Here is a 13,999-nt window from a genome sequence, read left to right on the forward strand (position 1 = left end):
GGACACGATCAGGCACCGGGGAGATCCGATCATGGCCCAAGCGAGTGGCTTCTGGAACAAGCTGGCCAGCCGCTACGCAGCATCTCCGATTGCGGACGAAGCGGCCTATCAAACCAAGCTGGAAGAAACACGCAAGCTTCTGCGCCCCGGCATGCGGCTTCTCGAGTTCGGCTGCGGCACCGGCGGCACCGCGATCCGTCATGCTCCGCATGTCGCCCATATCCGGGCCATCGACTTTTCCGAAAACATGCTCGAATTCGCCCGCGCCAAGGCACGCGAGGCCGGCGTCGAGAACGTAACGTTCGAATTGGGCGACATCACCACGCTTCCGATGCCTCAAGAACGCTATGACATGGTGCTGGGCCTGAGCATCCTGCATCTGCTCGAGGACGTCGATGCCGTCATCGCCAAGGTGCGCGAGATGCTGGTGCCGGGCGGCTATTTCGTCTCCAGCACGGCTTGCATGAACGACATCATGCCCTGGTTCAAATATGTCGCTCCGCTCGGCAAGGCCATCGGCAAGCTGCCTCATCTCACGTTCATGAGCGCGGACGATCTCGTCGGCAAATTTCAAGCCGCCGACTTCACCATCGTCCATCGCTGGCAACCGGGTAAAAAGGCGGCGCTGTTTCTGATCGCCCGGAAGCCAATCTAGACTTAAGCAACGTTGCTATCGAACGCCCCGCGCACCTGCGCGAACGCCGCTGCGATCACCTCCGGTCCAGCGCCCGGCTTGCAGGCCTCCACCGAGAGGATCTGCCGGAATCGCCGCGCGCCCGGCAGCCCATTCGCCAACCCCAGCATGTGCCGCGTGATCTGGTTGAGCCGCGCGCCCTTGCCGCGCTCGCGTTCGGCATAGGCGGTCATGGCTGCTTCGATCTCATCGAGATTCTTGGGCTCGCTCGTCTCTCCGAAATAACGGGCATCGACCTCGGCAAGAATCATCGGCTCGTGATAGGCGACGCGGCCGAGCATCACGCCATCGACGCGCTCGAGATGACCGTCGCACTCATCGAGCGTCTTGATGCCGCCATTGATCATCACCGGAAAGTTGCCCAGCCGCTGCTTGAGACGATAGACCCGGTCGTAATCCAGCGGCGGGATATCCCGGTTTTCCTTGGGCGAGAGCCCCTTGAGCCAGGCTTTGCGCGCATGGACATAGAGCGCATCGATCTCTGTCGGGACCACCGCGTCGACGAAGCGGTTGAGGTCGGTTTCCGAATCCTGATCGTCGATTCCGATCCGGCACTTGACAGTGACCGGCGTATCAGTCGCCCCGCGCATCGCCTTGAGGCATTCGGCCACCAGATCCGGCTCCGCCATGAGACAGGCGCCGAACTTGCCCGACTGCACCCGATCGGACGGACATCCGACATTGAGATTGATCTCGTCATAGCCGAACCGATCACAGATCGCGACCGCCAGCGCCAACTCTCGCGGATCCGAACCCCCGAGCTGCAGGGCGACGGGATGCTCGCTGTCATCATACCCCAGCAGGCGCTCGATATCCCCATGCACCAGCGCCGCGCTGGTGACCATCTCGGTAAACAACAGCGCGCGGGACGACAATTGCCGGTGAAGGTATCGGCAATGCCTATCCGTCCAATCCATCATGGGGGCGACGGAAAATTTGCGGGACTGTTCGAGTTCCATGGCCTGGGCTGTTGCGAAAATGATCGGAAAGGCGCCAGCGCTACGCCTTTCCCTCACTTAATCGCGCATCGCCCGATACACAACCCGCCGCCGGGCTAGTGTCTGGACTTGACCGAATATTCCTCGATCAATCCGTCCTTGGGATCGAGCCCCAGGCCCGGCTCCTGCGACACTTCGAGCCAACCATCGACCGGCTGGGGCACCGCCTTGAAGATAGCGTTATAGGCCATCCACTTGTGGAAGTGGTACTCGACTAGGCCGCCATGGGCGACGCCCGCATGCAGCGCGATATTGTGCGGCCCGTTGCCGTTGCCATGCCCGAGCGGCACGTTGTAGGCGCGGGCCAGGGCCGCGATCCGCATGCCGGCAGTGTAGCCGCCATCGTTGTTGACGTTGGGCTGTAAAATATCCACCGCATCGGCCTGCAGCAGCGCGAGGGCTGAGAACTTCTCGTTTTCCGCCGCCGCCACCGGAATGGTTGTCCGGGTGCGCAAATGCGCGAGGTTGCGCGGATCGTTGTAGTGGATCGGCTCCTCGATGAAGGCGATGTCCAGCTCTTCGCAAAGATTGCAGAGCTTGATCGCCTCGGGCAGCGACATACGCAGATTGCCGTCCATGGAAAGCTTGACGTCCGGTCCCACCGCCTCGCGCATGGCCGCCATCCGGTGATAGTCATCCACCGGATCGGGAATGGCTTGGCGCCCGACGGTGTTCTTGAGATGCGTGTTGCCCAGCTTGACCAGATGCGCCGCCTCGGCGGCGAGTTCCTCGCGCGAATAGACCGGCGCACCGTCATAGGCCGCGCCATGGGTGACATAGACTGGCACCCTGTCGCGCGCGCCGCCGAGCAGGTGGTGCACCGGCTTGCCCAGCGTCTTGCCCTTGATGTCCCAGCACGCGATATCGATCATCGCAAGCGCCGCCACCAACATGCGGCCGAGCGGGCGTTCCCAGGTGTGGCGGTCGAAAAGCTGGATGATCCGGTCGGTCCGGAACGGGTCGCAGCGATATTCGATGATGCGCGGCGCCACCCAATTCTCGAGGAAATCGATGGCGGCATGATGGGTGTAGCCGCTTGTCGAATAGCCCTTGATCCCGTCATTGGTCTCGATTTCGAGCAACAGCGCGGCTTCCTTGTTCGGCTTGTCGCGATAGGGCGGCGGATCGATCGGGATGTTCTGCAGGTTGTGAATGGTCATGCGCGCGATCGTCTGTTTGGCTTCGACGACTTCGGTCTCGTGCATGTAGGTCTGGTTGAGCATGGGCTTTCCGTCCGTAACGAGTGATTTATTCAGTCTTTGAAAGGGCGCAGTTCGTCCGCCTGCTCGCTGGCGGCGGCGTTGGTCGTATAGGCCTTGAGACCTTCGCGGATGTGCTGGCGCATGGCGCGTTCGGCCGCCTCCGGATCGCCGGCCTCGATGGCGTCGACGATGTCGCGGTGTTCGTGCGAGCGATGCACCAGCCGCCGCCCGTCGGTTGCGTTGACGAGGCGGTAGCGCGCCAGGGCAAGCTGGAGTCCGGCATGAATGCGCACCACACGCCCCATGCCGCTGGCGGCCACAAGGGTGGCGTGGAACTGGGTGCCCAATTCGAAGATCCGGTCGATCCGCCGCGCACCTTCAAGGCGGTTTTCTGCCTGTTCGAGCTGCTCGATGATGTTCCAGAGCTGCTGCGTATCCGCCTCGCCCAGCGCGACCAGCCGGGTCACTTCATAGGCCGCCAGCCCCTCGAGATGCTCGCGCAGCCGCACGAGTTCGATGAGTTCGGCGCTTTGGAGCGGAGCGACCCTCAGCGTCCGGTTGCGTTCCCGCACGATCAGGCCCAGTTCCTCGAGCTGCTTGATCGCCTCGCGCAGCGGCGTGCGGCTCGCGCCAAGTTCCTTGACCAGCGCCTCCTCGGTGATCTTGGCGCCGGGGGAGAGCCGCCCCTCGATGATCCGGCGCGAGAGTTCCTCGAAAGCCCAGGACGAAACCGACTGGTTCTGCGAGAGGCTGGTTGCGTTGTAATGTTCGATGCTCAAATCATGCCTCCTGAGCGCGTTTGCCCATCGCCGACTTTACCGCCGGCCAGATCACGCCATAGACGAACAGCACGATTGCGGCGCCAAACACCACGACCGAGATCGCGCTGCTGAAGAATATCCCCATGTCACCCTGCGATATGATGAGGCTACGCCGGATCGCCCGCTCGAGCAGCGGCCCAAGGATCACGCCAAGCAGGATAGGCAGCATCGGGTAGCGTGCCTTTGTGAAGACATAGCCAGCGAGCCCGAACAGAGCGGCGATCACCACATCCATCACCGAATAGCCGACCGAATAGACGCCGAAAAACACGACTCCGATGACGATCGGGAACAGGATCGCGTTCCTCAGGAACACCAGCGCCGCCAGAACCGGAATGAGGGCCAGCGTAAGGAAGACGAGGCTGATATTGCCGATATAGAAGGTGCCGATGAGCGACCAGATGAATTCTGGCTGCTGGGAGAACAGCCGCGGCCCCGGCTCCAGTCCCAGCATCAACAGCCCGCCCAGCATCACCGCCGTTGTCCCCGAGCCGGGAATGCCCAGGGTAAAGAGCGGGATCATCGCCGAATAGGACGCGGCGTTGTTGCTCGCTTCGGGGGCCGCCACGCCCTCAATGGCGCCCGAGCCGAATTCCTCGGGTGTCTTGCTGGTGCGTTTGGCGACGGCATAGGAAAAGATCGTCGCCGCCGTCGCCCCCGCCCCCGGCAGGATACCCACCACGAAGCCGATCAAGGAGGACGTCACAAGCGTCCATTTGCACTTCAGAAAATCGGAAAAGCGCGGGAACAGACTCTTGAAGGTGTAAGCCGCCGTCTCGGCTTTGCCGCCCTGCCCCTGGCCGAGCGCTGCAAAGATCTGGCCGAGCCCATACATGCCGACCACCACGATGGTGAAGTCGATGCCTTCGAGAAGATGGAAATTGTTGAAGGTGAAGCGCGGCGTGCCGCCGACCGGATCGAGGCCGATCATGCCGATCCAGAGGCCGAAACCCAGGCCCAGGAATCCCTTGAAAACATCATCCTCCCCCAGAACCGTCACAAGACACAACGCCAGGACGATGATGGCCGTCATTTCCACCGGGCCGAAGGCCAGCGCGGTCCGCGCCACCGGAGTGCTGAGGAACGTCATCAGAACGAGGCTGATCAGTCCACCGACAAAGGAGGCATAGACCGCCATGCCCAGTGCCCTGCCCGCCTGCCCCTTCTTGGCCAGCGGATAGCCGTCAACGATGGTCATCATGGATGATGAATCGCCGGGCACACCGATCAGGATCGAGGTGACGGCGCCGCCATACATGGCCCCATAGTAGACACCAGCCAAACCGGCGATCGCGACGGTCGGGTCAAGATTGACGATGGCCGGCAAAAGGATCGCAACGCCTGCGGCCGGGCCCAGAGCGGGCAAAGCCCCAACGGCAAGACCGAGCAGCACTCCGATCAGGACGGCAATCAGATTGTCGAACGCCAGCGCGCTGGCCAGTCCCTGCAGGAGAAGGTCGAGGGTTTCCATTTCATTGATCTCGCTTGTTGCTCGCCTGCGCTCAGAACCCTAAAGGTCCGGTCGGCAGCAGGACGCGCAGGAACACCGCAAAGACGAGGTAGCAGACCACCGTAAAGCCCAGCGCCAGCGCCCCGAGTTGGGCGAGCCACATCGGATCGGTCCGCCAGTGGATGATGAGGCTGCTGCCGATAATCAGGAACGGCAGTGGCAGGAAGGCCCCGAGCGGCTCGAAAGCGGCGATGTATAGGCCCAGCAGCGCCAGAAGACCGGCGACTCGGGCCACCTCTCCAATTCCAATGGCTGCCCCGGGCGCATTCTCGCGCCGCAATGCGCGGTAAAGGGTGCCGCCGGCAAAGACGGCCATCAGCAATCCCGCAATCAGCGGAAAGGTCCCCGAACCCGGCCCCGTATCGCTGGTGATCCCGAATGCGAAAGCCGAGCCGATCACATAGAGCCCGAACGCCAGGAACAGCGCGGCCAACACGATATCGAGCAGCTTGATGCTCATCATATCCTCCCTTCGGGATGGCCCTATAAGGCCATCCCGTTGCCCGATCGGTTAGATCAGGCCGGCTTCGGTCATGAGGGCTTCGAAGGTCGCGTTCATCTGGTCGAACAGCGCCTGGAGCTCCTCGCCGGCTACGAAGCGCGCTTCGAGATTGTGACGATTGACGTATTCCTCGCGCCAGAGATCGCTGGTCGCCAGCGCTTCGAAGCGTTCGACCCAATAATCGAGGGCTTCCTGCGGCACGTCGGCGGGCATCACGATGGCGCGGAGCTGTACGTGCTCGATGTCATAGCCCTGCTCGATGAATGTCGGCACGTCGGGCATGCTTTCGAGCCGCTCCGCCGTCGAAACCGCCAGGGCACGCAATTCACCAGCTTCGATCTGCTCGCCGATTTCCGAGGGATTACCGAAAATCAGATCGACGTGTCCACCTAGTACTGCGCTCATCTCCTCGCCCGAGCCGTCGAACGGAACGTTGCGGATTTCGATGCCCGCCGCTTCCGACAGCAGGGACGAAAGGATCGTCTGGTCGTTGACCACGCCGGTGGTGCCGGCCGTAAGCGATCCGGCGTCCTTGAGGTCCTCCAGCGTCTGGATCTCGGACTGCCCATTGACGGCCAGCACATACGGATCGCCAGCGATGGCCGCGACAGGCGTGAAATCATCAGGCCCAACCGGCGATTGGCCGAGCAACGGGGTGGTGAAAAAGCTCGAGGCAATAGTCTGGAGCACATAGGGGTTGCCCGCCTGCCCCGCCGTATAGGCATAGGCCACGGTTCCCGAACCGCCGGGGCGGTTTTCGACGAGCAGCGCGCGCTCGACCAGTTCCAGTTCGGACATCTGGGCGGCGATGGTTCGAGCAAAGATGTCGCTGCCCCCGCCGGCCGAACTCTGCACCACCAGCGTCACGTCACGCTCGGGATAAGCTTGTGCCCAAGCGGTAACGCTCGAACCGATACCAGCCAGCATGGCAAATCCGGCCAGCGCAAATTGGGAAAGTTTTGGCATGAGGTCCTCCTACCGTTTGCCAATCTCGGACACGTCCTCCCTGTGTCCTTGAATTTTTGTATACAGGAATTCAGAAGCTGTAAAGACGCACACAGACGCTGTTAACAAGCGCCGGAATTTCACAGATGTGTGCGAAGGGCAGACAGTGTTGCTCCGGTCGTTGCCGGGATCAACGGATAGTCCCTCAAAGGGCGAAGATGGCGCCGGTGCTGCAGTTGCGGACCCGGTCGACCCGAATGCCGTCCCAATGGAAGTCGAAATGGTCGCCCTGTACGGGCGCCGGCATCAGGTCGGGCCAGAAGATGCCGACGCATTCGCCGTCGGGGCATCTTACGCTCCGATAGAGAACCCCATTGCTCCCCTGCCCGCGCAATTGCCGGCCGATGGCCTGCGACGGTTCGTAATCGTCGGGCCTATGGCAGTCTTCCCGCTCGCGAAGATCGTGAAGATCGAGATCGAGCGCGTTCATCAGCACGCGGAATTGCGAGGTCCAGCCAGGTTCCTCCGCGCTGGCCGCCATGGCCCTGCCGTGGTGATAGGCGACCTCGCGGATCGCTACCTCCTCGCGGTTTCCGGCGCTGTAGACGCCATAGGTGCCGTTGGTGAACCGGCCGGGCCGTTCGGTGCTGACATGGACGAATGGCGCCATCAGAAAGCTCGTTCCCGGACCGCTGACGCGCCGCGCCGGAGGCACGAGGTCGAGACGGCCCAGATGCTCCCAGATGCGCGGATTGGTCTTCGCTTCGGCGGATGCCAGCGCTTCCCAATCGGTTGGATCGGCGATGTCTTCGAAGAGGTCGATGGGTGGATGGATCGAGCGGATGATCCGGAAGGCGCGCGCCCAGCGTACGCGGGTGGTGGGAATGCTCACCAGCCGCCCCGCTCGGCATCGAGATACGCGCGTATGCGCGCCAGCGCAAAGATGCTGCCTTCGGCCATCACATCGACCGGAGCGCGACCGCCAAATACCGTATTGGGCTTTTTGACCCAGCCATAGCCGCGCGCCGAATCGGAAAAGAGATAGCGCAGCCCTTTGTGGATGCCCATGAGCAGCGAGAGCCGGGTCGCAAGGTCGCGATCGATCCGGCCCACCTCGCCCGCTTTCCAGCGCGCATAGGTGCGTGCCGTCAACCCGCCGAGGATCTCGCGCGCTTCCGCGTCCGAGAGATCCCACCGCGCGAAGAGATTGACCACCGCACGCGCCATCGCGGCGGCTTCGGTGTCCGTGATCTGGGGCAGGTCTGGCGCGGCAACCGCTCGGGGAAGTTCATGCAGCATCATTTTTCACCTTTTGGCGTAAAATAAGCCGTTTCATGCCATTTGGCAAGTTCTGGAATGAAGTGCTACTTAGAGTTGCGCCCGCCCCCTGCCTAGAACCGCAATTCGGAGGTTACTTCCAATGCCCGATCGTCGCGTACCGCCATGTCGCTTTCGGGCTGATGGGCGGCCAGCGTTCTGTCGCGTTCGCGGATGAGGCTCGCGATTTCATCCTCATGGGCCGCCAGAACCGCCGTCAGCCAGCGATTGACGAGATAGGAGGGACGCGGCATGTGCACGTCGAATTTGTCCAGCAGGGCGATGGTCGGCTCGGCATCGAGCCAATCATCGCCCACCACCCACTGATTGACCGTGAACAGCCGCACGAGCTTGCCATAGGGGTCCACCCCCACGGCGATCAGGTGGTGGATCGGCCCGGTGGCGCCTTGAGGCCGCACGAAGCAATGAAAGTGCCCGTGCTCGATGGCTCCGTCGGGCTCGTCGGTGGGATGGCTGTGATAGAACCACTGCGCGCCCGTCGCGGGGTCGAAAACGTCGTCCTTGGGATAATGCGTCCAGACCGAAAGGTCGGACGCATCACGCAGGGTTTCGATCAGGACAGTGAGCCCGCCCTTGGCGAGCACGGCTTCGCAAAAGGCGATTTCGCGCTGGGCCTGTTCGCGGGCCTCACTCATTACTCGACCACCAGATCGGGTGCTTCGGTTGCCCCTTCCGGCATCGGCGCCGGCGGCGGGGGTGGCGGAGCCAGTTCCGGCTCGGCTGCGGGCATCGGGGCCGGCGGCGGAGGTGGAGCTGCCAATTGCCGCCCGCCCTCTTCCGGCATGGGAGCTGGTGGAGGGGGAGGAGCAGCCAGCGGTGCGCCAGCCGCACACGGAGCTGCGGCGACCGGCGCTCCGGCCGCACAGGGAGCCGCGGCTGGCGCACCGGCGGCACACGGCGCACCTGCGGCGCATGGCGCGGCGCCGGCGGCGCTTTGAGCAGCGGGAGCGGCAACCCGCGTTATGGGGTTGGCGATGTAGTCGGCAGCGATCGCTGCCGTTCCGACGGCCAGCGCCGCACCGAAAAGAAGGGTGTTACGTCCAGTCGTCATTTCTTGGCAAATCCATCAAGTCCAAACAGCGGGCGCGCCCAGATGCCGGCCAGCGAGCCGACGAAAGCGCAGGCGAACCACAGCCAGCCATGCAGGCTGCCCGAAGCGATCCCCGAAAACAGCGCGCCGATGTTGCAGCCGAACGACAGCCGCGCCCCGTACCCCATCAACAGGCCCCCGGCAATCGCGGCAAGGAGCGAGCCGAGGGGCAGCTTGGCCTTGGGTGCGAACTTGCCAGCCAGGGCAGCGGCAAGCCCGGCGCCTAGAATGATCCCGAAATCCATGACCGACGTGGTATCGAGCAGCACAGAGGAATTGAGCGCCTGCGCCTGAGCCGGCCAGGTCCAGAATTCCCAGGTGGCGACCGGAATGCCCACGGCATCGGCGATCTTGGCACCCCAGAGGCCGAATCCATAGGTGATGGTCCAGGGATGCCCTGCCGTCAGAAGCGTTGCGATGTTGAGGAGCGCGAGCACAAGCCCGGCCCCGACGAGAGGCCAGGGGCCATAAAGCAGCCAGCTCCAGCCCGGACGGCGCGGTTCGGGCTCGGTTTCGAGATTGCCGTGGGCACGCTTTTCGATGACCGCGGTAACGATGGCGACAGCCGCCAGCCCGATGATCGTCAGCCCGATCGCGACAGGAAGACCGAAATTCAAGCGCAGATCGACCACCCCGATATTGGGCTGGCCCAGCCACCAGGGCAGATGGGCGGTGCCCAACAGCGCTCCGACGATGAAGAACGCAAGCGTAACCAGCATACGCGCAGACCCGCCGCCTACGGTGAACAGCGTTCCCGAGCCGCAGCCGCCACCCAATTGCATGCCGAACCCGAAGATCAGCGAACCAAGGACGACCGAAACGCCAACGGGTCCCGTCATGCCGACCAGCGGCTGTCCGCCAAGATTGCCAGCGGCGAGCAGCGGCATCATGACGATTGCCGTGACGCCGATCATCAGCATCTGGGCGCGCATGCCGCGCCCGCGCTTTTCGACCACCATGCGGCGCCAGCCGCCGGTGAAGCCGAACGAACCGTGATAAAGCGCGGCACCCAGACCACCGCCGATGGCGAACAGGGCCGCCTGGCGCAGGTCCACGAGATACCAGATGGCGATAAAGCCGATCACAAGGCCCAGCCCCGTCACCCATGTGGGCGCGCGGTCGGAAACCGCGGCAGGGAGATAGCTGGGCCGATCGAGTGCAACGTCAGACATTTCGATCTTTCAGTATAAGCTTGAAATCAAAAAACAGATGCCCCGAAAACCGGGGCACCTGCAAGGTCAAGGGAGAAGCGACCTTGTTTATTCCACCGGGCGCGAGGCGTCCTGCGTCCATTCGGCCATCGAGCCGTCATACATGGCCGCATTCTCGTTGCCGAGCACCTCATGCAGCCCGAACCAGGCGACCGACGCCCAATGCCCGGTGTTGCAGAAAACGATGTTTTCCTCGTCCGCCCCGACATTGACCGCTTCGAGCAGGGCCGCGACGGTTTCGGGCTGGGCGAAGCGGGCGTATTCGGCGCTGTAGAATTCCGAATGCGGGATGTTGACCGAGCCGGGAATGGTTCCCAGCGAAGCCACCACCGGGCTCTTGGACTGGCCCTCGAACTGTTCGACCGGACGGCCGTCGATCAGCGTCACGCCGTTTTCCAGCGCCGCGAGAACGTCGTCGGTGGTCGCGCGCAGGTTTTCCTGCACCTCTGCGGTAAATTCGGCCGCCTCGGGCGCTGCCAGTTCGGCAACGCGCTCGCCGCCCGCCGCATCGTACTGACGCCAGCCGCCATCGAGAATCGAAACCTCGTCATGGCCGAGATATTTGAAGGTCCAGTAGACGCGGGTGGCGCCGCCGATCTCCGAGGAATCGGTGCCCCAGGGCACGATCACCACATGATCGTCATTGTCGATGCCCAGGCCGCCGATCAGTTCGGCAACCTGCTCGACCGGCGGGATCTGGCCCGGCACGCCCTCGATTTCCGTGCGCCAGCCCGCCGAAGCGTAAGGCGCGACGACCGAATTGGCGATATAGGGCAATTCACCGAGATCGGTGCCTTCGATCTCGTCGCGGATGTCGAGGATCACGAGGTTTTCCGCCCCCGCATTGGCCTTGAGCCATTCGGCATTGACCAGCGGCGTGATTTCGGATTGTGCGACGGCCGGCGCGGTAAGAGCCGCTGCAACGGCGAAGGCTGTGAACGCCAGACGCATGATATTTCTCCCGGAACAAAATGTGATCCGCATTTTCGCTCAACACCGGCAACAGCGCGAGGACTCGGCAATCAAAATTACAACCTCGCGCAAAAAAGCCTGCCCCGAAACGCCCGGTTATGAGCATGTCTTGCCATCTTGGGCAAAACCCGACCGATCTGGTCGCGCTTGGCGGCGGCGCGCGGTGCGGCTAAGAGGAAAGAGACCACCTCAGACGGCCGTTCATGCTCGCTCTCATCTTCTCAGCCTTGCTGCCGATCGCGCTCATCATCGCCCTCGGTCATCTGCTCAAGCGGTTCGGCTTCCTCAGCGAACCGTTCTGGCCACAGGCCGAACGCCTCGCCTATTTCGTGCTCCTGCCCTTGCTGTTTGCCCACGGGCTCTACCGTGCTGACCTTTCCGGCGTGCCCATCGCGTTGATCGCCGCCGGTCTGGTCGGCCCTGCCGTCGTCGGCACGCTCGCCCTGCTCGCCGCCAATCGCTTCACCCGCTTTGACGGGCCTGTCCTCACTTCGGTCATTCAAGGCGGCATCCGTTTCAACAACTATGTCGGCGTCACCGCCGCCGTCGGGCTGCTGGGTGTCTCCGGCGCCGCGCTCGCCGCCGTCGCCAACGCCATTCTTGTGCCCACCGTCAACATCCTCTGCGCCCTTGTTTTCGCCCGTTTCGGCACGCGTCAGCCCACTGCGCTCGGCGTGGTCAAATCCATCGCGCTCAATCCGCTGATCCTGGGCTGCCTCGCCGGCGTCCTACTGCGGCTCACTGGCATCGCGCTGCCCGCCGGCATCGAGGGTTTCATGCAGGCCATGGGTCAGGCCGCCCTGCCCGTCGGCCTGCTTTGCGTCGGTGCAGCCCTCAATTGGGAGGCGCTGGGGCGCGGTTTGAAACCCGTCCTCGTCGCCACCGCCACGCGGTTCATCCTCGTCCCCGCCGTCACCGCCGCGATCTGCCTTGCCGTGGGGCTGACCGGCCCCGCCGCGCTGGTGGTGCTGCTGATCCAGTGCCTGCCCACGGCCTCATCGGCCTATGTCATGGCCCGGCAACTGGGCGGGGATGCCCCGCTCATGGCGGGCATCATCGCCTTCCAGACCGTGGCCGGCGTGGTCACGGTCCCGATCACGCTGGTGCTGATCGCGCCCTTGGTCGGAGCCGGGATCTGATGTCGGTCGACGCCTAACGCACCGAGAGATACCCGCCCTGCAGCCCGTTCTTTGAATAGACGATCTGCCACAGATGCACCCAGCGCGCGCGGAACACCGCTGCGCACAACAGCAGGTAGTAGCGCCACATCCTGTAGAACCGCTCGCCGTATTTGTCCTTGAGCTCGGGCCACGCCGCCTCGAACCGCTCGTGCCAAGCCATCAACGTGCGATCGTAATCGGCGCCGAAATTGTGCCAATCCTCCATGATCAGCTTGCCTTCGACCGCCGATGTCACCTGCTTGGGCGATGGCAGCATGCCGTTTGGGAAGACGTATTTTTCCAGCCAGGGATCGCCCACCCGGCGCGTCAGGCTGCCGCCGATGGAATGGAGCAGAAACAGCCCGTCATCGGGCAAAAGCTCATGCACCTTTGAAAAGTAGGCGTTGTAGTTCTTATAGCCCACATGCTCGAACATGCCGACCGAGACGATCCGGTCGAACTGCCCATCGAGCTCCATATAGTCCATGAGCCTCGTCTCGATCGGCAGGTTGCCACGGATGTCGTTGGCCAGCGCCATCTGCTCCTTGGAGACGGTGATTCCGACGCCGGACACGCCATATTTCTCGGCGGCGAACTTCAGGAGTCCGCCCCAGCCCGAACCGATATCGAGGATGCGCATCCCCTCCTTCAATCCGATCTTGCGGCAGATCAGGTCGAGCTTGGCTTCCTGCGCCTCCTCGAGCGTTTCAGCCTCGCGCCAATAGCCGCACGAGTAGATCATGCGCGGATCGAGCATGCGCTTATAGAGATCGTTGCCGATGTCGTAGTGCTTTTCGCCCACCTCGCGCACATTGAGTCGCTGCGGGTTGAGCAGGACGCCCTTGATGGTCAGGAGCGCCAGGGCGAAATCGAACTTGATGCGCTTCTGAAGCTCGCCGGTCAGCACGCGATAGAGGAACTGATCGACAGCGCCGGCATCCCACCAGCCGTCCATATAGGCTTCGCCCAGCCCCAGCGAGCCTTGCGTCATGACCCGATTGTAGAGCCGGTCGTCATGCACCTGGATATCCCAGGGCCGCGAACCGCCAATTTGGATGTCGATTTGAGAAAGAAGATCGGAGATAAAAGACTTGAACTTTGCAGACATTGGCCCGCTCAGGCAAAATAGTGGCGCACGACGGCGCGGGGAGGAAAGACTCCCACCTCACTAAAATTTGTCAGCCTTGTCCAGTCTCTATCACGCCCAGTCGTCAGCACTCTGAATGGGCGCCGAATATCCCTCTTCGTCATCGGCGGTTTCCAGGATCCCGATCAGTTCGGCGACCTTGCCCGTGGGCAAATGATCCCCATCATTGACCAGCGCTTCGTCGGATTGAAGCCAGGCCAGCGCCTTGGCGAGATCGGCCGCCGTCGCATCGGTCGCGGCGATCTCGGCAGCCAATTGATTGTCGATCGGGCCGAGCAGCCGCTCGATTTCCTCGCGCGTTAAGGCCATCGCACTCTCCCACAATGCCGTCCACATCCCTCCAATGCCCGAACGGTGTGGGCGGTTGCAAAACGACTCGCGTTTGGCGCGCTCTCGGGGCAGTCTCCCA

At 63.0% G+C, this 13,999-nt stretch carries 16 protein-coding genes; 2 read left to right on the forward strand and 14 right to left on the reverse strand.

Annotation, left to right across the window (positions count from 1 at the left end; genetic code table 11):
* The first annotated feature begins 31 nt into the window (after positions 1-31).
* Entirely contained in the window at positions 32-655 is a 624-nt protein-coding gene (locus NO934_RS02340; RefSeq protein WP_309162003.1) for a class I SAM-dependent methyltransferase, read from the forward strand.
* A 2-nt stretch (positions 656-657) separates the two neighbouring features.
* Here the strand turns inward: NO934_RS02340 and dusA are convergent, their stop codons facing one another.
* From dusA to NO934_RS02400, 12 genes are all read right to left on the reverse strand, one after another.
* On the reverse strand, positions 658-1,653 hold the full coding sequence (gene dusA, locus NO934_RS02345; protein WP_309162006.1) for a tRNA dihydrouridine(20/20a) synthase DusA: 996 nt from the start codon (positions 1,651-1,653) through the stop codon (positions 658-660).
* Positions 1,654-1,748: 95 nt separating this feature from the next.
* The gene (locus NO934_RS02350) at positions 1,749-2,915 is read right to left on the reverse strand and encodes a mandelate racemase/muconate lactonizing enzyme family protein (protein WP_309162008.1); all 1,167 of its coding nucleotides are present in this window, start codon (positions 2,913-2,915) and stop codon (positions 1,749-1,751) included.
* Between the two features lie 29 nt (positions 2,916-2,944).
* A complete protein-coding gene (locus tag NO934_RS02355) occupies positions 2,945-3,673 on the reverse strand; it encodes a GntR family transcriptional regulator (RefSeq protein WP_309162011.1) in 729 nt (242 codons plus the stop codon).
* Between the two features lies 1 nt (position 3,674).
* Positions 3,675-5,186: a tripartite tricarboxylate transporter permease gene (locus tag NO934_RS02360; protein WP_309162014.1), complete on the reverse strand. Its 1,512-nt coding sequence runs from the start codon at positions 5,184-5,186 to the stop codon at positions 3,675-3,677.
* Positions 5,187-5,217: 31 nt separating this feature from the next.
* Positions 5,218-5,685, reverse strand: coding sequence for a tripartite tricarboxylate transporter TctB family protein (locus NO934_RS02365; protein WP_309162016.1), 468 nt, complete (start codon positions 5,683-5,685; stop codon positions 5,218-5,220).
* Between the two features lie 51 nt (positions 5,686-5,736).
* Positions 5,737-6,693, reverse strand: a complete 957-nt coding sequence (locus tag NO934_RS02370) for a tripartite tricarboxylate transporter substrate binding protein (RefSeq protein ID WP_309162019.1) — start codon at positions 6,691-6,693, stop codon at positions 5,737-5,739.
* Between the two features lie 184 nt (positions 6,694-6,877).
* On the reverse strand, positions 6,878-7,564 hold the full coding sequence (locus NO934_RS02375; RefSeq protein ID WP_309162020.1) for an RES family NAD+ phosphorylase: 687 nt from the start codon (positions 7,562-7,564) through the stop codon (positions 6,878-6,880).
* Entirely contained in the window at positions 7,561-7,971 is a 411-nt protein-coding gene (locus NO934_RS02380) for an MbcA/ParS/Xre antitoxin family protein (RefSeq protein ID WP_309162022.1), read from the reverse strand. The genes NO934_RS02375 and NO934_RS02380 overlap by 4 nt, the downstream gene beginning before the upstream one ends.
* Before the next feature lie 92 nt (positions 7,972-8,063).
* Complete coding sequence (locus tag NO934_RS02385; RefSeq protein WP_309162025.1) at positions 8,064-8,645, reverse strand: DUF6969 family protein; 582 nt, start codon at positions 8,643-8,645, stop codon at positions 8,064-8,066.
* Positions 8,645-9,061 carry a hypothetical protein gene (locus NO934_RS02390; protein WP_309162027.1) on the reverse strand — a complete coding sequence of 139 codons (417 nt, stop codon included), beginning with the start codon at positions 9,059-9,061 and terminating at the stop codon, positions 8,645-8,647. The genes NO934_RS02385 and NO934_RS02390 overlap by 1 nt, the downstream gene beginning before the upstream one ends.
* A complete protein-coding gene (locus NO934_RS02395) occupies positions 9,058-10,272 on the reverse strand; it encodes a YeeE/YedE family protein (protein ID WP_309162029.1) in 1,215 nt (404 codons plus the stop codon). The genes NO934_RS02390 and NO934_RS02395 overlap by 4 nt, the downstream gene beginning before the upstream one ends.
* An 87-nt stretch (positions 10,273-10,359) precedes the next feature.
* Positions 10,360-11,262, reverse strand: coding sequence for a sulfurtransferase (locus NO934_RS02400; protein ID WP_309162030.1), 903 nt, complete (start codon positions 11,260-11,262; stop codon positions 10,360-10,362).
* Positions 11,263-11,486: 224 nt separating this feature from the next.
* Here NO934_RS02400 and NO934_RS02405 point away from each other — a divergent pair, with 224 nt between their 5' ends.
* Positions 11,487-12,422 carry an AEC family transporter gene (locus tag NO934_RS02405; protein ID WP_309162031.1) on the forward strand — a complete coding sequence of 312 codons (936 nt, stop codon included), beginning with the start codon at positions 11,487-11,489 and terminating at the stop codon, positions 12,420-12,422.
* A 13-nt stretch (positions 12,423-12,435) separates the two neighbouring features.
* On the opposite strand, the gene cfa is transcribed toward NO934_RS02405, so the two are convergent.
* Complete coding sequence (gene cfa / locus NO934_RS02410) at positions 12,436-13,551, reverse strand: cyclopropane fatty acyl phospholipid synthase (protein WP_309162033.1); 1,116 nt, start codon at positions 13,549-13,551, stop codon at positions 12,436-12,438.
* Between the two features lie 90 nt (positions 13,552-13,641).
* On the reverse strand, positions 13,642-13,899 hold the full coding sequence (locus NO934_RS02415) for a hypothetical protein (RefSeq protein ID WP_309162035.1): 258 nt from the start codon (positions 13,897-13,899) through the stop codon (positions 13,642-13,644).
* Between the last annotated feature and the right edge of the window lie 100 nt (positions 13,900-13,999).

It is taken from the genome of Pelagibacterium sp. H642 (assembly GCF_031202855.1).
In the GTDB taxonomy this organism is placed as follows: Bacteria; Pseudomonadota; Alphaproteobacteria; order Rhizobiales; family Devosiaceae; genus Pelagibacterium.

What these genes read in the sequence shown, in the direction of transcription:
- NO934_RS02385 (WP_309162025.1), bottom strand. Translation starts at nt 8,645, where the DNA reads ATGAGTGAGGCCCGCGAACAGGCCCAGCGCGAAATCGCCTTTTGCGAA.
- NO934_RS02350 (WP_309162008.1), bottom strand. Translation starts at nt 2,915, where the DNA reads ATGCTCAACCAGACCTACATGCACGAGACCGAAGTCGTCGAAGCCAAA.
- NO934_RS02380 (WP_309162022.1), bottom strand. Translation starts at nt 7,971, where the DNA reads ATGCTGCATGAACTTCCCCGAGCGGTTGCCGCGCCAGACCTGCCCCAG.
- NO934_RS02405 (WP_309162031.1), top strand. Translation starts at nt 11,487, where the DNA reads ATGCTCGCTCTCATCTTCTCAGCCTTGCTGCCGATCGCGCTCATCATC.
- dusA (WP_309162006.1), bottom strand. Translation starts at nt 1,653, where the DNA reads ATGGAACTCGAACAGTCCCGCAAATTTTCCGTCGCCCCCATGATGGAT.
- NO934_RS02415 (WP_309162035.1), bottom strand. Translation starts at nt 13,899, where the DNA reads ATGGCCTTAACGCGCGAGGAAATCGAGCGGCTGCTCGGCCCGATCGAC.
- NO934_RS02390 (WP_309162027.1), bottom strand. Translation starts at nt 9,061, where the DNA reads ATGACGACTGGACGTAACACCCTTCTTTTCGGTGCGGCGCTGGCCGTC.
- cfa (WP_309162033.1), bottom strand. Translation starts at nt 13,551, where the DNA reads ATGTCTGCAAAGTTCAAGTCTTTTATCTCCGATCTTCTTTCTCAAATC.
- NO934_RS02400 (WP_309162030.1), bottom strand. Translation starts at nt 11,262, where the DNA reads ATGCGTCTGGCGTTCACAGCCTTCGCCGTTGCAGCGGCTCTTACCGCG.
- NO934_RS02395 (WP_309162029.1), bottom strand. Translation starts at nt 10,272, where the DNA reads ATGTCTGACGTTGCACTCGATCGGCCCAGCTATCTCCCTGCCGCGGTT.
- NO934_RS02340 (WP_309162003.1), top strand. Translation starts at nt 32, where the DNA reads ATGGCCCAAGCGAGTGGCTTCTGGAACAAGCTGGCCAGCCGCTACGCA.
- NO934_RS02365 (WP_309162016.1), bottom strand. Translation starts at nt 5,685, where the DNA reads ATGAGCATCAAGCTGCTCGATATCGTGTTGGCCGCGCTGTTCCTGGCG.
- NO934_RS02370 (WP_309162019.1), bottom strand. Translation starts at nt 6,693, where the DNA reads ATGCCAAAACTTTCCCAATTTGCGCTGGCCGGATTTGCCATGCTGGCT.
- NO934_RS02360 (WP_309162014.1), bottom strand. Translation starts at nt 5,186, where the DNA reads ATGGAAACCCTCGACCTTCTCCTGCAGGGACTGGCCAGCGCGCTGGCG.